We start from the raw sequence: 14,090 nt of genomic DNA on the forward strand, positions 1-14,090 counted from the left end.
TTTGTCAATTAAAATGGCAGTATGCCAACATCATTTTAATTTAATCAGCTTACTAAATTCCCCGTACATCCTGAGATAGTCATCGGCTGAGAGTTGTTGGGGTCTGAGGTCCGGACGGATGCCGGAGTCGGCCAATAAATGCCCTATCTGCCCGGGTGTGGCCTTGATTTCCAGATTGCCCAGAGCGTTTTCGATTGCCCTACCCACTATCTTCCGACGATACGAAAAAATGAGTTTCAGGAACCGCTTTAATGGCCCATAATCCTGTTTCATAAACTTGGCTGTTAATGTCTTTACCGGGATAATCTCAATGAGCGCCGATTGGACCTCAGGCCGGGGCCAGAATACATCAGGCGGCACTTTCTTGACCATCCGGACTTGGGACAAGTACTGGCTGAGGATGCTGACCGCGCTGTAGTTGTGCGCCCCGACAGCAGCCATCAGGCGCTGGGCTATCTCCAACTGGACCATTACCAGCATCCGGCTGATGTCCAATCCGCTTTCCAATAACAGCATGATAATCGGCACGGCGGTCTTGTAAGGCAGGTTGGACACCACCTTGAGACCCTTCGCTTTGCGAACGGCCTTTAATACCTCAGGGCTCAATCCCACTTCCTTGGGCGCAAGGATATTGGTCCGGATGAATTCGACATTATCCAGCGCGCCGTATAAGTCGCGGGCTATCTGCATCATATCCGCATCTATCTCCACGGCCCAGACCTGTTTGGCCTGTTCGGCCAGGAGATGGGTCAGGATGCCCGGGCCGGAGCCGATTTCCAGGACACTGTCATCCTTAGTCAGCTCCGCGGTCTTGATGATGAAGTTGAGGAAGTTGGTATCGAGCAAGAAGTTCTGGCCTAGGGTCTGGGAGGCGCGGAGATTCCTGGCCCGGAAGAGTTCTAATAATTCGGATTTATGCAATTCCATAAATGCAACCACAGATTACACAGATTTCACAGATAAATACATTTTCACCCTATTTATATTTAGGTATATATTGACACCAATAGATGTACAGATTGCCCCGGTTTTTCCGGGCATCATCGTCAGATTGCCCCTGTTTGTAATACGGTTTTTCGTTGGTCAGCCGGCTTAAACTCTCATCTATATACAGCAGCAAATAGCCCTCTGTCTCGTTCATTATACCGGCCACCACGTACATAAAAGCGTCAGTCCGTTGACGGTCGGCAAAAGACTCGGCTATCACCCAACGGACGTCATTGCCCGGATATTGGGCGTAAAGCCCGGCTAGCAGGCGCACACCCTGGGACTGGCATTTGTCTATCAGGGCGCGGCATAAATCCCTATCATCTTCGATGAACCGACCGCCCACCACTTTGTCCTTGGCCCGTTGCGCCAATTCATTGAACAATATATCCCGAACCTCGTCACCGGTGTATTTAGTCAGCTCCTCGGTGTCAAGACAGGGATATCTCATTAATCCATTGGAGTTTGAAACCATCTTTAAGAATGTAAATGGTTTTTGGCTCTTGTAATAATTTATAGAAATAGAAATAATCATACCCATGATTATCCCCACGCCCAGAAATATCCAATGCTTTTTCATCTGTGTCTATCTGTGTTTATCTGTGGTTAGCATTTGTATTTATTATTTCTTTGTGTCCTTTGTGTCTTTGTGGTGAAGTATTTCCACGACCTTCTTTATATCCTCAGCCAGGGGTGCTTCCAGGGTCATAGGCGCCTTGGTCCGGGGATGGAAGAATGTCAGCCGGGCCGCGTGCAAAGCCTGGCGGTTGAGGATAATTTTGTCATTACAGGTATCGGCAGAATGCGAGATTGCTTCGCCCCTGCGTGGCTCGCAATGACATTTTTGGGACGGTATAATATCAGAGAGATACAGTTCCTCGCGCAGGCCGTAGGTCTTATCACAGACCACCGGATGGCCGATAGATGCCAGATGGACCCGGATTTGATGGGTCCGGCCGGTCTTAGGCGCCACCTTGACTAATGAGAAGTCTTTGAATCTGTTTATCACCTCATAAAACGACACGGCCTCGCGGCCCTTGCCGCCCTTGGCTGAGATGGCCATCTTTTTGTAGTCGCTGGCGTGCCGGCCGATGGGCTTGTCTATGAGATTGGAATCGGACTTGACTGATTTTTCGACCAGAGCGATGTATTCCTTCTGGGTCTGGCGCCGTTCAAACTGCTTGGACAGGGCCAGGTGCGAGGTGACCGTCTTGGCGGCCAGAATCAGGCCGCTGGTTTCCTTGTCCAGCCGGTGAACGATGCCGGGCCGGTAGATAGCCATATCGCCGTCCCGGGACCTGATACCGGCCGGCACCTGCGGGATGGGCAGTGAACCGCAGTGATGCAGGAGCGCGTTGGCCAGGGTATGTTCCCAGTTGCCGCCGGCCGGATGGACCACCATGCCGGGCGGTTTGTTGATGGCGATAAAATCCTCGTCCTCGTAGAGGATATTTAACGGGATATCCTCGGCAATCATCTGGGGCTTGATGACCCCGGGCAAATTGACCTTAATCAGGTCGCCCTGGTGCAATTGGTAAGAGGGCTTGACCTGGCGCTGGCTGACCGTGACCAGCCCGTCCCGGATGAGCTTTTGGATGAGCGAACGGGAATAATCGGCAAAGCGCTTGGTCAGGTAGATGTCCAGCCGGTAGTCCTCGAGAGCGGATTTCTTGACCGCGACTTCTACCGATGTCAGGTGGTCATAGTCCAGGCGAACGGGTATCATGCTCAATACATTACCAGATAGGAACCACAGATTCCACAGATTTCACTGATTTTCCGGATAAATACAAATTAATACGGACACGGGATAACACGAATAAGAACGAATGGTAACCACAGATGAACGCGGATAACACAGATTAATACGAATACGTTTATAAGGAAACTAGGAAGACAGGATTTCACTTGACAGGACGGGGCAGGGTTTGGTTTAATGCCGGATTAAGGAGAGGATTTTATGCAACCCGCCACACGGAGATTCTGGAAATATTTCCTGACATACATAGTTGTGGCCACTATTATATTATTGATAGTAATTTATGCTCTTAAACAGTTTTTGCATATGGAAAAAATGCCGGGGGCGGCAGTAATAGGGCTTATGACTATTGCGGCAATTGTAGCAAAAATGTTGGATAGAAAGTTGCGCACCCCACCCCAGGACCCGGATATAAAATAGTCAGTCTGACACCTCTCTTTATTAATCTGTGCAATCTGTGGATAGTATTTACTGGTTTAGCAGCTTTAGGTAATACGGTTTGTCGTGTTCGAAGACATAGAGCGCGGCGACGACCCAGTTATCACGCCAGCCGGGTGCGTGGAGCTTGCACCATTCCATGGCAATCTTATTGCGGTCCGGGGTGGTCTTGGTCTTTTCGCCCTGGTACCAGATTTCCCGCTCAATCTCGGCCAGTTCGGTCTTGATTTCGGTGGCCGGATTGATGGACCGGGTCTTGATGATGAAAAGCTTGACGGCCAGTTCGTCGGTCGGGTTGGCCACACCGAAGGTCTTGAGCCCCTCGGACTTGAACTGCCTGATGGCGGCCTTGTTCTTGACGATGAACTTTTCCAGGTCCTTGGCCAGCTCGGCGTACCGGCCCAGGCAATATTCCTCCGACAGTTTCTTCAACTCGTCTGACATAAAGGTATATTGGCTAAACTTAGTTGTCTCTCCTGATGCAGAACTCAGCATATATAAACTTGTTGTCTAATACCCTTAGCTAACCCTCAATATATCATATCGGCAGAAAATGTCAATAATAATAACAAATAATCAGGAGGAGACAATGCGTAAGCGGATTTTACGGATAAATCTGATTAATCGGCTTAATCCGCTTACTTATTCTTGGCCAGTATCCCCGCTAAAGCGGGATAACTGGCAGTAACTTACTTAGTTCTAACTGCCAGTAACCAGCCGGCCAGCAGGCACAGGCCGGCCCCGATGATGGGCCAGCGGCCTAACTCCACCCGCCGGGTTTCTATCTGAGGAATCTGCTCGGGCGTTGGCAAGGCAGTGTCCAATATCGTCACACCGTTGTTATCCGATTCGGCCTCGTTGCATAACCCCTCACCCATGGTATAGTCCTGAGATACCGGGTGCAGATAATTTATTAGGTTGGTCCAGAATATCGGGAACGAGGGGGTGAGGGTCCAGTCGGTCGGATTAGCCGGCCCGCGCCACTCCAGAGGAAAGTTAAGGAAGACCAGATGGCTGTCCCCTTTGCGCCATTCGCCGATAAGCACGCTCTCGTCGCCGGACGCGCTGCTGGCCGTGATAATCGGCTTGATATATTCCTTTTCCTTGGGCAAGAGTTTCTGGGCATAGGGTATGTTATTAAAGACATTGAAGTCGCAGTATTTGAGGATGGGAGATGCGGTGTCTATGCCGGTGACCAACGGGCGGGCTAGCTTGCCTTGGTATTCCCAGAATCCTTCCAGTATTGCCTTTTCAGACGCGCTATTTATAACCACAGCCCTCTTCGGCAAAGAGAACGGCAGTATTTCATCATAGATGCATATATCATACAACGTATCTTCCCTGGTCTCGTTAATCACCGACGAATAATCTGCCTTTAATAAAGATGGATTTGCCGTGAGCGCCTTCTTTAATGCAGGATTATCCTTACCCACTATACTAACCTTGTATTTCTTAGGAGGCATCAAGGAGGCATAATTATCACATTTCATGTCATCGGGATTTCTTAAGGTAATCACTAAACCTAATTTATCAGATAAATATATGTTCTTAAATGACAATGATTTTTCCTCATCTGCTTCAAGGTCAACCTGCCGGCTATCCATCGTCTCGCCGCCCCATCCGTTCCATTCTACAGCAATTTTCTTGATTGAGCGGGATGAATAATTCTTCACGGTGGCAAAGATATCGTAATAATCCTCTTTGCCAGACGTGGGCGTGGCCGAGGCCCGGATAATAGCCCGGTTATCCGACGGTGTGCCGACCAAAATCAGACGGGGCTTATGGCTAAACCTATTTATGATTGAATCGGGCGGAAGTTTATCAGAGCATAAATATAATTCGCCCTTGATTCCCTGGGCCTGGGACACCAGGGATTCCAGGTCAGAAGAAATATTAATCAGTTCTAGGTAAGCAATCGTATTAAACGCTGCATAACGTTCAATGTTTATAAATGACTCTAAGGGAGGCGACTGATAAAAAGAGACCTTAGTCCCTTGGGGCGATTTATCAATAACATCTCTTATTTTCTTTCTCATCAATTCCCAACGGGTGGTATTTTCCCCGCTCTCATAATAGCCGCTGGACATACTGGCTGAGTTATCTATCAGGAATACCAGGTGGAGCGGTTCTGATTGGGTGGAGCGCCAGACGGGCTTGGCCAGGGCTAGGGACAGGCCGATGACGGCCAGAATCTGGAGCATCAGAATCAGATAGAGACGACTCTTTTGCCGGATCGGGGCGATGGTCAGCAAGCGCTCTATCCGCTTCCAGATAATCAAGCTGCTGACCTGCCGGCGCTCGGGCCGCTGACGCAGCCGGTGCAAAATCAGCACCGCAATAATGGCGGTCAGGGTCCAGAGACCCAATGGGTTTTCCAGTATCATGTTCATTTGAGCAACTCCCGTTTCCTGAGCATCCGGAAGATCACATCCTCTATGGGCACAATCGTGTCCAAGTAGAAGTATTTCATATCGTGCTTGAGGCAGAACTGATTCCAATCCTCGGAGAAACCCAGAAAGGTCTGACGGTAGATTTCTATGGTTTTTTCATCCAACCAGACGGTCTGTTCCTCGGCTGATTCGGAATCATGCAGACGGACCAGCCCATTTACACCGGGTAACTCATCAGCCCCGGCAGAGATATGCATGACATTAATGATAAAACCCTTCTTGCTTAATCGCTGAAGAATCTTGCGGCTGGATTCGGGTTCGGCCTCAAACAGGTCTGAAAGTATAATCACGAATCCCTTGTGGGTGACTGCCCTGTCCAGCCGGCCCAGGGCATCAGACAGGCTGGTCTGGCCTGACGCCTTTAATTCCTTTAGGTATGTGAGCATCTCAAAGAGTTGCTTGTCCGAATGCATCTGCTTTGAGGCGACAAAGTTGGATTGGTTAAATGCCCAGAGCCGTACCGGCTGGGATGCCACCAGTCCGACATAGCCCAGGGCCGCGGCCAACTGACAGCAGTAATCCAGCTTACTCATCTGCTTGGGTGCATCTGGGCCGGACATGGAGTTGGAGATATCCAGCATCAAATACAGCGGCAGGGTCTGCTCGCGGGAGAATTCCTTGACATAGAGCTTGCCCAGCCGGGCAAAGGCGTTCCAGTCCAGATAGCGGGTCTCGTCGCCAGGGGAATATTCGCGGTGCCCGGCGAATTCTATCCGTCCGCCCTTCTGCTTCATCATCCGCTCGCCGATGGTACCTGAGAAGAACGACTTGCGAATGACAAAGCGGAGTCTCTCCAACTTGCGGATGAACTCAGCGGAAAAGATGTCGGCTTTTGCGGATGGTTTCATATCTGGCTACCTGACTCCCCGTTTACCATATTCTCCCTTATTATGCCACTATTTTTTGACTTGGTTTATATTTGTGGTATGCTATTTAATAATTAACCGGCGATTATAATACAGGAGGGCTGAAAATATGTCAGGACATTCACATTGGGCGACCATCCGGCACAAGAAAGGCGCGGCCGACGCCAAGAAGGGTAAGGCATTTTCCAAGATGGCCCGGTTGATCATGGTAGCATCCCGGGAAGGCGGTTCCGACCCCAAGACCAACATCAAACTCATGTTAGCCATAGAAAAAGCCCGGGCGGTCAATATGCCCAACGAGAATGTGGAACGAGCCATCAAGAAAGGCGCGGGCGAGCTGGACGGCGTGATACTGGAAACCGTGCTCTACGAGGGCTACGGTCCGGGCGGCGCCGCGGTCATGGCCGAGGTGCTGACCGACAGCCGCAACCGGACGGCGCCGGAAATCCGGCGGATATTCGAACAGCACAGCGGCAAGCTGGGCGAATCCAATTCAGTCAACTGGTTCTTCGAACGCAAGGGCATCATTTCCATCCCGGCTGGCAAGATAAAGGAAGACGACCTGATTACCGCGGCGCTGGATGCCGGGGCCGAGGACGTGCGCAATGAAGGCGATGTATTTGAAGTGGTGACCGACCCCCGTGAGGTGGAGAAAATCAAGGCGGCCCTGAAACAAAAGGGTTTCACCTATACGACCGGCGAGGCCACCCTGGTACCCAAGAATTATGTCACCCTGAGCAAGACAGACGGCGATAAAATTATCAAATTAATGGATGCGCTTGAAGACCACGACGACGTCCAGAATATCTATTCCAATTTTGATATCGCTGAATAAAGTATGGGTATAGAACGACTGATACTGAAAGGCATCAAGGGCATTGCCCTGGGCGAGATGTTCCATATTAATTACGGCGAGATGGCCTCCATCGGGCGCGGGCAAGAGTGCACCATCTCCTACCGCAAGTTCAAGAAATACCCCAAGCGGGATGACAAGAACAAGGATCTGTTGTCCGTCTCGCGCAAGCATTTAAGAATCACCTTTTATAATTCGTATTCGATAGAGCTCAAAGACCTGAGCGCTAACGGCACCTATATCAACGGCAAGCCGATTATCAAGCGTATCTTTATCACGGATATCGCCACCAGCAAGACGCCCTATGAAATTAAACTCGGGCCGAACGAGACATTTCTCCTGACCGCCGAGCATATATAAATGAAACAGCGCCGCACCATTATTATCACGGCCGGCGACCCCAAGGGCATCGGGCCTGAGGTGGTTATCAAGGCGCTGACCTCCGCCCCGATTCAGAACCTCCGAGCGGAATTAAACTTCCTAATCGTCGGGCCAACTGAACCCATTGCCCAGACGGCCGGGTTGCTGGACGCCTCGGCCAAATCCGGCGCCTGGTTGAGCGGTGATTTTAATCCGACCCGGCTTAAGACGCCGGAGATTCCATCCGGTGAAAATAATAATATCTTTTTATACGAGCCAATGCCGGCCGGGGAATCACGGGGCGGACTGGATTATATCCTGACGGCCATTGAGATTATGAAATCAAACCCGGCTGCGGGACTGGTGACGGCGCCGGTCAGCAAAGAGGCCATAAACAAGACCGGATTTAATTTTACCGGGCATACGGAACTGCTGGCCCAGAAGACCCTGTCCCGCAAGGTGACCATGATGTTCACAGCGCCGCAGTTAAAGGTAACGTTGGTAACCACGCATATCGCCTATAAAAAGGTGCTGCTCTACCTGACTACGGATAAGATTTTCTCGACCATCGAACAGACCGATGACGGATTGCGGAAATATTTCAATGTCGCCCAGCCCAGGATAGCCGTCTGCGGCCTGAACCCGCACGCCGGCGAAGGCCAGGCCTTCGGCCGGGAGGAATCCAGGATTATAGAACCGGCCATTAAGCTGGGCCGCCAGCGTAAGATCAACTGCATCGGCCCGTTCCCGGCGGACAGTGTATTTTATAGAGCCGTCAAGGGTGAATTCGATGTGGTGGTGGCGCTTTATCACGACCAGGGCCTGATACCCATAAAGACCCTGGCATTCTCGAATGCGATCCAGGTGACACTGGGCTTGCCTTTTATCAGGACCTCGCCGGCGCACGGAGTGGCCTATGACCTCGCCGGCAAAGGCATTGCCAATCCGGCATCAATGATTGAAGCCGTCAAGCTGGCGGCATCAATGGTCAGTTCCAACGGGTCGCTGTTCGGTAATAATTAAGGTGGGGTTATCTTTTACGCGACAATGCTGTGTTCCAGAGCGTCTTTCAACAGCACAATACCCTTGAGCTTATTCTGGGCATCTACCACCGGCAATGCCGTGAAATTGTATTTGCGAATCAGCTCGACAATCTTGTGCTGTCGGGTGAGCGGTTTTATCTTGATTATCTTGGTGTTCATCAGGTCAGACAGTTTTTGCGGCGCGGCCGGGGTCACTGGCAAAACAACTGCCTGTTCAGCTGATACCGGCAATGGTGAGGTGGCCTGTGGAGTCGCTTCAATCAGCTTGGCATTTACTTTGCCGTGGGCCAGCAATAGCTTTCTTACGGGAATTACTCCCTGAAGATTCTGTTCCGCGTCCACCACGTAAATATGGTAGAAATACATATCGGCTGACGCGGCAATCAACTCGTTAAACCTGACCAAGGCCTCGGCTACGGTCAAATCCTTATTGAGAGCGATATACTGGGTGGTCATCAGCGCTCCGGCCGTCTGCTCTGGATGCAACAACAATCCCTTAATTTTATCCGCCTTTTCAGAAGGCAGTTGCCTGATTATTTCATCGGCCCTCCGGCGGCCCAGGTGATTGAGCAGGTCGGCCAGTTTATTGTCCGGCATCAGCGAGATAATCTTTGTCCGCCTGGTTTTATCCAGCGACTCAAACAGTTCCTTCTGAACCTTGGGATTAAGTGCCACGATGGCGTCCGAAGCGATATTGGCATCTAATAACTTGAACATGGCGATGCGCTCGTCGCGGTTGATATCATTGATAATATCAGCCATGTCAGCCGGGTTAATGTCGGTAAAGCACTGGTAGGACGGGGCCAGGGCCAGGGTGTCGGTCTTGCGCTCGCCGCTCTGGGGAAGCGGGCTGACATATTTCCAGGAAACAAACCGCTCATTGGGCTTGTAGGAAAACACCCATTCCATGACCGTATCCATCATCTGCAGCCAGCCCAGACGCCGGACGATTCCTCTGAAACCGATATCCACATGCACCACCCAAATATAATTCTTTTCCTTTAACAGATGGATATCGTTGACCCGGACCACCTTGCAACCGGCCGTATCCAGAATCTGCTTGTCCAGAAAGGTCTCCCGGACCAGCAATGAAGAACCGTTGGTTGGCTCGCCGAAATCCTCTATAGCCGCGTTGTCCTTAAGATATAGATACTGTATGGGTAATTCAAACGACTCAATGCCGGTGATGGGTATTTTCAGGCGCTGGCCGAATAATCCATGGGACACCACCAGCGCGGTTACTTCAGGATATATCTTAGCCGGACTGGTCAGGATTATTATATCCACCACCAGGCCCAGGGTTTCTCCGCTGCCTTTTTTTACCTTCTTGCCCAGGATATCGGAGAGGAAGAAAAAATATTTAGCTTCGGAAAGCATATGGATTGCCTAATAACGAACGGTTAATATCTTTTTCTGAGTTTCGATAAGCTCTAAAATACCCTTTTTGGCCAGTGCCATCATTTCAATAAGATTGGCCTGGGAAAACGGCTTTTGCTCGGCCGTACCCTGGATTTCAATGATTTCCTCCTTATCGGTCATAACCACATTCATATCCACTTCGGCATTGGAATCTTCGGCGTAGGAAAGATCAAGCATAAGTTCGCTCCGCCCCGGTGGGTGCTCGCGGTCACTGCGGTGTTTGCTGTTAACCTTCCCAACGCTTACCGCGGCCAGGTAATTGCGAATCGGGTTCTTAATCAGCAACTGCTCCTTCATCATCTTCTTAACAGTAATCGAAAGCGCGATGAAAGAACCGGTAATAGCCGCAGTGCGGGTTCCGCCGTCCGCCTGAAGGACATCGCAGTCAATCCAGATGGTCTTTTCGCCCAGCAGCTCCATATCCACCACGGTCCTCAAGGCCCGGCCAATCAGGCGCTGGATTTCAAAGGTCCGGCCGTCCGGCCGTCCGGTTCTGGCCTCGCGCGGCTTGCGCTGGCTGGTCGAGCCGGGTAACATCCCGTATTCGGCCGTGACCCAACCCTTGCCTTTGTTCAGAAGAAAATCAGGGACTTTAAGGTCCCAGTTGGCCGTGCATAAAACCTTGGTATTACCCAATTCTATCAGGGCTGAACCCGGAACCGATGACACAAAACCCGTGGTAATTTTCACTGGCCGCAGTTCGTCAGCTTTTCGGTTATCAAGACGCATCAGATTCCTATTTCTGTATCAGTTCGTTATAGGCGCCGTCCAGGTGCTTGCGGGTTTTCGTTGATTTCTCGTCCTTACCGGTATATTTCTCGGCCGCATTCTTTATCGGCTCCAGGGCCGACTTATCGCCGATATCCTTCAGGGTCCGGGCGGTAACAACCTGGACATCCGGGTCAGATGAACTCTCCAGTAGTTCGATTAGGCGCGGGACAACTTTCTTACCCATTCGCCCTAAGATTGTGCTCCCCTGAAATCTAAGCATCGGGTTTTCGGACTGGACCAGACAATCATTGATAAGTGGTTCCACTGCAGAATCACCCAACTTAAGCAGGCAATTCTGGGCGGATTCGCACGCGGTCGCGTGTTGGTCTTTGAGCATTTCTATCAGGTCAGGGATGGCCTTTGACTTAATCAGCACGGTAAGTCCTTCGGCCGCTCTGGCGCGAACGTCTGCATCCTTATCCTTCAGCGCTTTTTTTAGGGGGCTTTCAGCGGATTTATCACCTATCTCTCCTAATGCCAGGCAACAATAGGCGCGAACCATATTATCCGAATCATTTTCCAGGTGGCGCAGAAGCTGGTCCACGGCCTTATCGCCCTTCTTTACCAACATGCGCATATAAGAGTCCCGGGTGGGAGGTTTCTGGTCCTTGCCCATGGTATTGATATAACGCTCAATCTTTTGCGACTCGCTCTCGCCGCAACCGCATAACATCCCGACGGTACCGGCAATGCCTAATACCAACCCGGCTAGTACATTATTTTTCTTTGTCATATATTCCTCCTATCTTTGAGCCGTCAGAGGTTGTTTAGGATGCGGCTCTTGATTTTATCGTGGTTATTTATTGCCAGACACTATATTCTTTATATGATAATTGTCAATACTTAAAGGAGATAAAATATGCCTAAAAAAATATCCGCTTGCATAACGCCATCAGACAGTTTCCTATCCAAGCAAACGCTGCTGATTCTTTCCCCGCACGCGGACGATGAGGCCTACGGCTGCGCCGGCACCATCGCCAAAATCAAGTCCCTGGGCGGCAAGGTCTATATTATGGTATTCTCCATCGCCGACCTGTGGCAATACACCAGGAAATACACTTTGGTTAAAAAAGAAACTCGTTATAGCGAATTCGCCCGGACCGCTGAATTTCTCAAGGTGGACGGCTATGACATCATTTTCAAGGAAAGCGATAAACACCTCCGGCTGGACGCCATTCCGCGCCGGGATTTGGTATCCATTATTGAACGTGACAGCAAGGTGGCGTTGGATAAAATCAAACCGACCATGGTGGCCCTGCCGGCGGTTTCATACAATCAGGACCATAGCGCGATTTTCCAGGCCGGCTTCACGGCCTGCCGGCCCAGAGGCGTGGAAGACGCCCTTAATTTCCCCCGCATGGTGTTGGCTTATGATAACCCGACACTTTTCTGGAATGTGGAATACGAGAAATTCCATCCTAATTTCTACGTGGACATCTCAAAATACTGGACCACCAAAATCAAGGCGATGTCGTTCCACAAATCACAGTTAAAACCCCGCCTGCACCACGGCAGTCTGGAAAGCTTGGAGCATCTGGTCAAACTGCGCGGCAAGGAGATTTCAGTCGAAGCCGCCGAGGCGTTTATGTGCTACAGGTTCGTCTGCTAAACGCAAAGCAGCTACGAACACTGCAGTGACCGCGAAGCGAATCCCACGAGGGATAATTATTATGATTAAACACTCTTGCCCAACTATTGGTCAGACGGAAGCAAGGTCGCTAAATGCCGTCCTGAAAACCAGGCATCTGGCCCAAGGCCCGATGGTTCACGGGTTTGAGGATGCGCTAGTCAGGTATCTCAAAAACAAGAATCTAAAAGCGGTGGCGGTCAACTCCGGTTCCAGCGCTCTGCATCTGGCTTTACTCTCATTAGGCATATCCGCCAAAGACGAAGTAATCATTCCCAGTTACATATGTTCGGCCGTATTAAATACGATCAATTATACCGGTGCCAAACCGGTGCTGGCGGATATTAATGAAAACAATTTCGACCTCAGTATTGACTCGGTCAAAAGAAAGATAACCAGGCGCACTAAAGCGATTATCGTAGCGCACCAATTCGGATTCCCGGCTGAGATAGATAAATTCCTCTCCTTAGGCGTACCGATCATCGAGGACTGCGCCCAGAGCATCGGGGCTGCCTGTCATAATAAACAAATGGGCACGTTCGGCCAGTTATCCGTCTTCTCGTTCTACGCCACCAAGATGCTCTGCACTGGCTACGGCGGCATGGTCGTATCCGGAAATAAAAAACTCATAAATAAAGTGCGCGACCTGATTGACTATGATAACCGGAACGATTATATTCCCAGATACAACTACCAGATGTCTGACCTGTCAGCCTCGCTTGGGCTGGCCCAGCTGGGACAACTGAACCGGTTTATCAGCCGGCGCCGTAAAATCGCCTCGCGCTACACCCGGGACCTATCATTGCTTCACCTCTCATCTCTAATTTTACCGGCCGGGCAATCTGATACGGCCCCGGTTTTCTTCCGCTATGTCATCAGGCATCCGAGGGCGGATAAAATTATCATGGCCCTTCACTACGCCGGCATCGAGGCCAAAAAACCGGTCTACCGGCCGCTGCACCAGTATTTCGGGTTCAGTCCCAAGGATTTCCCGAACGCCGAACAGGCCCATCGCAGCGCCATCTCGCTTCCCATCTATCCTTCCTTGACAGACCATCAGGTAAATTATATTATAGATAATCTCGTTAAAATATTGAAAAGGTTATAGGAATTTGTATATTGGCATCCTCAATCGGCTGATGAAACCGGTTTAATTACTTTAGTCAGGAGAAATCGCTAATGAAATACGCTGTTATCAGAATGGGTTCGAAACAATTCCAAATGGAAGAAGGCAAAACCGTCCTGGTTGACCTGCAAAAGACCGAACCGGGCAAGGAGATAACCTTCCCCGAGGTGGTTCTTTACGTGGACGGCGACAACATCAAAGTCGGTTCGCCCCTGGTCAAGGGCGCCAAGGTGGTCGGTCAGGCCGGCGAGATGGTCAAGGACAAAAAGGTATTCACCGGCAAACACCGCAGGCGCGAGGGCTACAAACGCACCTACGGACACCGCACTAAATATACACCCGTAAAGGTTACCCAGATCGTGGCCGGATAGTTCGGCGTCGTGTGTCTTGC

The 14,090-nt window shown here is 50.6% G+C and carries 15 protein-coding genes; 6 read left to right on the plus strand and 9 right to left on the minus strand.

Features of this window, described 5'->3' with window-relative positions; genetic code table 11:
* Positions 1 to 30: 30 nt before the first annotated feature.
* The 6 genes from rsmA to HZA49_02010 all read right to left on the minus strand — a co-directional run bounded on the left by rsmA (position 31) and on the right by HZA49_02010 (position 6,482).
* Positions 31 to 927, minus strand: a complete 897-nt coding sequence (rsmA, locus tag HZA49_01985; GenBank protein MBI5778211.1) for a ribosomal RNA small subunit methyltransferase A — start codon at positions 925 to 927, stop codon at positions 31 to 33.
* A gap of 49 nt (positions 928 to 976) precedes the next feature.
* Positions 977 to 1,567, minus strand: coding sequence for a hypothetical protein (locus HZA49_01990; protein ID MBI5778212.1), 591 nt, complete (start codon positions 1,565 to 1,567; stop codon positions 977 to 979).
* Between the two features lie 42 nt (positions 1,568 to 1,609).
* A complete protein-coding gene (locus HZA49_01995) occupies positions 1,610 to 2,713 on the minus strand; it encodes an RluA family pseudouridine synthase (GenBank protein ID MBI5778213.1) in 1,104 nt (367 codons plus the stop codon).
* 501 nt (positions 2,714 to 3,214) lie between these two features.
* On the minus strand, positions 3,215 to 3,628 hold the full coding sequence (locus HZA49_02000; GenBank protein MBI5778214.1) for a hypothetical protein: 414 nt from the start codon (positions 3,626 to 3,628) through the stop codon (positions 3,215 to 3,217).
* Positions 3,629 to 3,873: 245 nt separating this feature from the next.
* Positions 3,874 to 5,574, minus strand: a complete 1,701-nt coding sequence (locus HZA49_02005; protein MBI5778215.1) for a BatA domain-containing protein — start codon at positions 5,572 to 5,574, stop codon at positions 3,874 to 3,876.
* Positions 5,571 to 6,482 (minus strand): DUF58 domain-containing protein, encoded by a 912-nt coding sequence (locus HZA49_02010; GenBank protein MBI5778216.1) that lies wholly within the window; start codon positions 6,480 to 6,482, stop codon positions 5,571 to 5,573. Before HZA49_02010 ends, HZA49_02005 begins: the two co-directional genes overlap by 4 nt.
* A gap of 127 nt (positions 6,483 to 6,609) precedes the next feature.
* Here HZA49_02010 and HZA49_02015 point away from each other — a divergent pair, with 127 nt between their 5' ends.
* The 3 genes from HZA49_02015 to pdxA are packed head-to-tail and all read left to right on the plus strand — an operon-like array spanning position 6,610 to position 8,736.
* Positions 6,610 to 7,335: a YebC/PmpR family DNA-binding transcriptional regulator gene (locus HZA49_02015; protein ID MBI5778217.1), complete on the plus strand. Its 726-nt coding sequence runs from the start codon at positions 6,610 to 6,612 to the stop codon at positions 7,333 to 7,335.
* Between the two features lie 3 nt (positions 7,336 to 7,338).
* Entirely contained in the window at positions 7,339 to 7,713 is a 375-nt protein-coding gene (locus tag HZA49_02020; GenBank protein MBI5778218.1) for an FHA domain-containing protein, read from the plus strand.
* Positions 7,714 to 8,736, plus strand: coding sequence for a 4-hydroxythreonine-4-phosphate dehydrogenase PdxA (gene pdxA, locus HZA49_02025; GenBank protein MBI5778219.1), 1,023 nt, complete (start codon positions 7,714 to 7,716; stop codon positions 8,734 to 8,736).
* Positions 8,737 to 8,750: 14 nt separating this feature from the next.
* Here pdxA and HZA49_02030 read toward each other — a convergent pair whose 3' ends face one another.
* Genes HZA49_02030 through HZA49_02040 form a run of 3 tightly spaced genes read right to left on the minus strand, consistent with a single transcriptional unit; the run spans position 8,751 to position 11,679 of the window.
* Positions 8,751 to 10,133: a magnesium transporter gene (locus tag HZA49_02030; protein MBI5778220.1), complete on the minus strand. Its 1,383-nt coding sequence runs from the start codon at positions 10,131 to 10,133 to the stop codon at positions 8,751 to 8,753.
* Positions 10,134 to 10,142: 9 nt separating this feature from the next.
* The gene (gene rph / locus HZA49_02035; protein ID MBI5778221.1) at positions 10,143 to 10,904 is read right to left on the minus strand and encodes a ribonuclease PH; all 762 of its coding nucleotides are present in this window, start codon (positions 10,902 to 10,904) and stop codon (positions 10,143 to 10,145) included.
* A gap of 7 nt (positions 10,905 to 10,911) precedes the next feature.
* Positions 10,912 to 11,679 (minus strand): HEAT repeat domain-containing protein, encoded by a 768-nt coding sequence (locus HZA49_02040; protein MBI5778222.1) that lies wholly within the window; start codon positions 11,677 to 11,679, stop codon positions 10,912 to 10,914.
* Between the two features lie 126 nt (positions 11,680 to 11,805).
* On the opposite strand from HZA49_02040, the gene HZA49_02045 reads away from it, so the two are divergent.
* The 3 genes from HZA49_02045 to rplU all read left to right on the plus strand — a co-directional run bounded on the left by HZA49_02045 (position 11,806) and on the right by rplU (position 14,070).
* Positions 11,806 to 12,555, plus strand: coding sequence for a PIG-L family deacetylase (locus HZA49_02045; GenBank protein MBI5778223.1), 750 nt, complete (start codon positions 11,806 to 11,808; stop codon positions 12,553 to 12,555).
* A gap of 61 nt (positions 12,556 to 12,616) precedes the next feature.
* Positions 12,617 to 13,681 (plus strand): DegT/DnrJ/EryC1/StrS family aminotransferase, encoded by a 1,065-nt coding sequence (locus HZA49_02050; protein MBI5778224.1) that lies wholly within the window; start codon positions 12,617 to 12,619, stop codon positions 13,679 to 13,681.
* A 71-nt stretch (positions 13,682 to 13,752) separates the two neighbouring features.
* Positions 13,753 to 14,070 carry a 50S ribosomal protein L21 gene (gene rplU / locus HZA49_02055; GenBank protein ID MBI5778225.1) on the plus strand — a complete coding sequence of 106 codons (318 nt, stop codon included), beginning with the start codon at positions 13,753 to 13,755 and terminating at the stop codon, positions 14,068 to 14,070.
* The last annotated feature ends 20 nt before the right edge of the window (positions 14,071 to 14,090 follow it).

It is taken from the genome of Planctomycetota bacterium (assembly GCA_016235865.1).
Classification (GTDB): domain Bacteria; phylum Planctomycetota; class MHYJ01; order JACQXL01; family JACQXL01; genus JACRIK01.

Excerpts from the sequence above, each read along its gene's own strand:
- rsmA (MBI5778211.1), bottom strand. The coding sequence starts at position 927 with ATGGAATTGCATAAATCCGAATTATTAGAACTCTTCCGGGCCAGGAAT.
- HZA49_01990 (MBI5778212.1), bottom strand. The coding sequence starts at position 1,567 with ATGAAAAAGCATTGGATATTTCTGGGCGTGGGGATAATCATGGGTATG.
- HZA49_01995 (MBI5778213.1), bottom strand. The coding sequence starts at position 2,713 with ATGATACCCGTTCGCCTGGACTATGACCACCTGACATCGGTAGAAGTC.
- HZA49_02000 (MBI5778214.1), bottom strand. The coding sequence starts at position 3,628 with ATGTCAGACGAGTTGAAGAAACTGTCGGAGGAATATTGCCTGGGCCGG.
- HZA49_02005 (MBI5778215.1), bottom strand. The coding sequence starts at position 5,574 with ATGAACATGATACTGGAAAACCCATTGGGTCTCTGGACCCTGACCGCC.
- HZA49_02010 (MBI5778216.1), bottom strand. The coding sequence starts at position 6,482 with ATGAAACCATCCGCAAAAGCCGACATCTTTTCCGCTGAGTTCATCCGC.
- HZA49_02015 (MBI5778217.1), top strand. The coding sequence starts at position 6,610 with ATGTCAGGACATTCACATTGGGCGACCATCCGGCACAAGAAAGGCGCG.
- HZA49_02020 (MBI5778218.1), top strand. The coding sequence starts at position 7,339 with ATGGGTATAGAACGACTGATACTGAAAGGCATCAAGGGCATTGCCCTG.
- pdxA (MBI5778219.1), top strand. The coding sequence starts at position 7,714 with ATGAAACAGCGCCGCACCATTATTATCACGGCCGGCGACCCCAAGGGC.
- HZA49_02030 (MBI5778220.1), bottom strand. The coding sequence starts at position 10,133 with ATGCTTTCCGAAGCTAAATATTTTTTCTTCCTCTCCGATATCCTGGGC.
- rph (MBI5778221.1), bottom strand. The coding sequence starts at position 10,904 with ATGCGTCTTGATAACCGAAAAGCTGACGAACTGCGGCCAGTGAAAATT.
- HZA49_02040 (MBI5778222.1), bottom strand. The coding sequence starts at position 11,679 with ATGACAAAGAAAAATAATGTACTAGCCGGGTTGGTATTAGGCATTGCC.
- HZA49_02045 (MBI5778223.1), top strand. The coding sequence starts at position 11,806 with ATGCCTAAAAAAATATCCGCTTGCATAACGCCATCAGACAGTTTCCTA.
- HZA49_02050 (MBI5778224.1), top strand. The coding sequence starts at position 12,617 with ATGATTAAACACTCTTGCCCAACTATTGGTCAGACGGAAGCAAGGTCG.
- rplU (MBI5778225.1), top strand. The coding sequence starts at position 13,753 with ATGAAATACGCTGTTATCAGAATGGGTTCGAAACAATTCCAAATGGAA.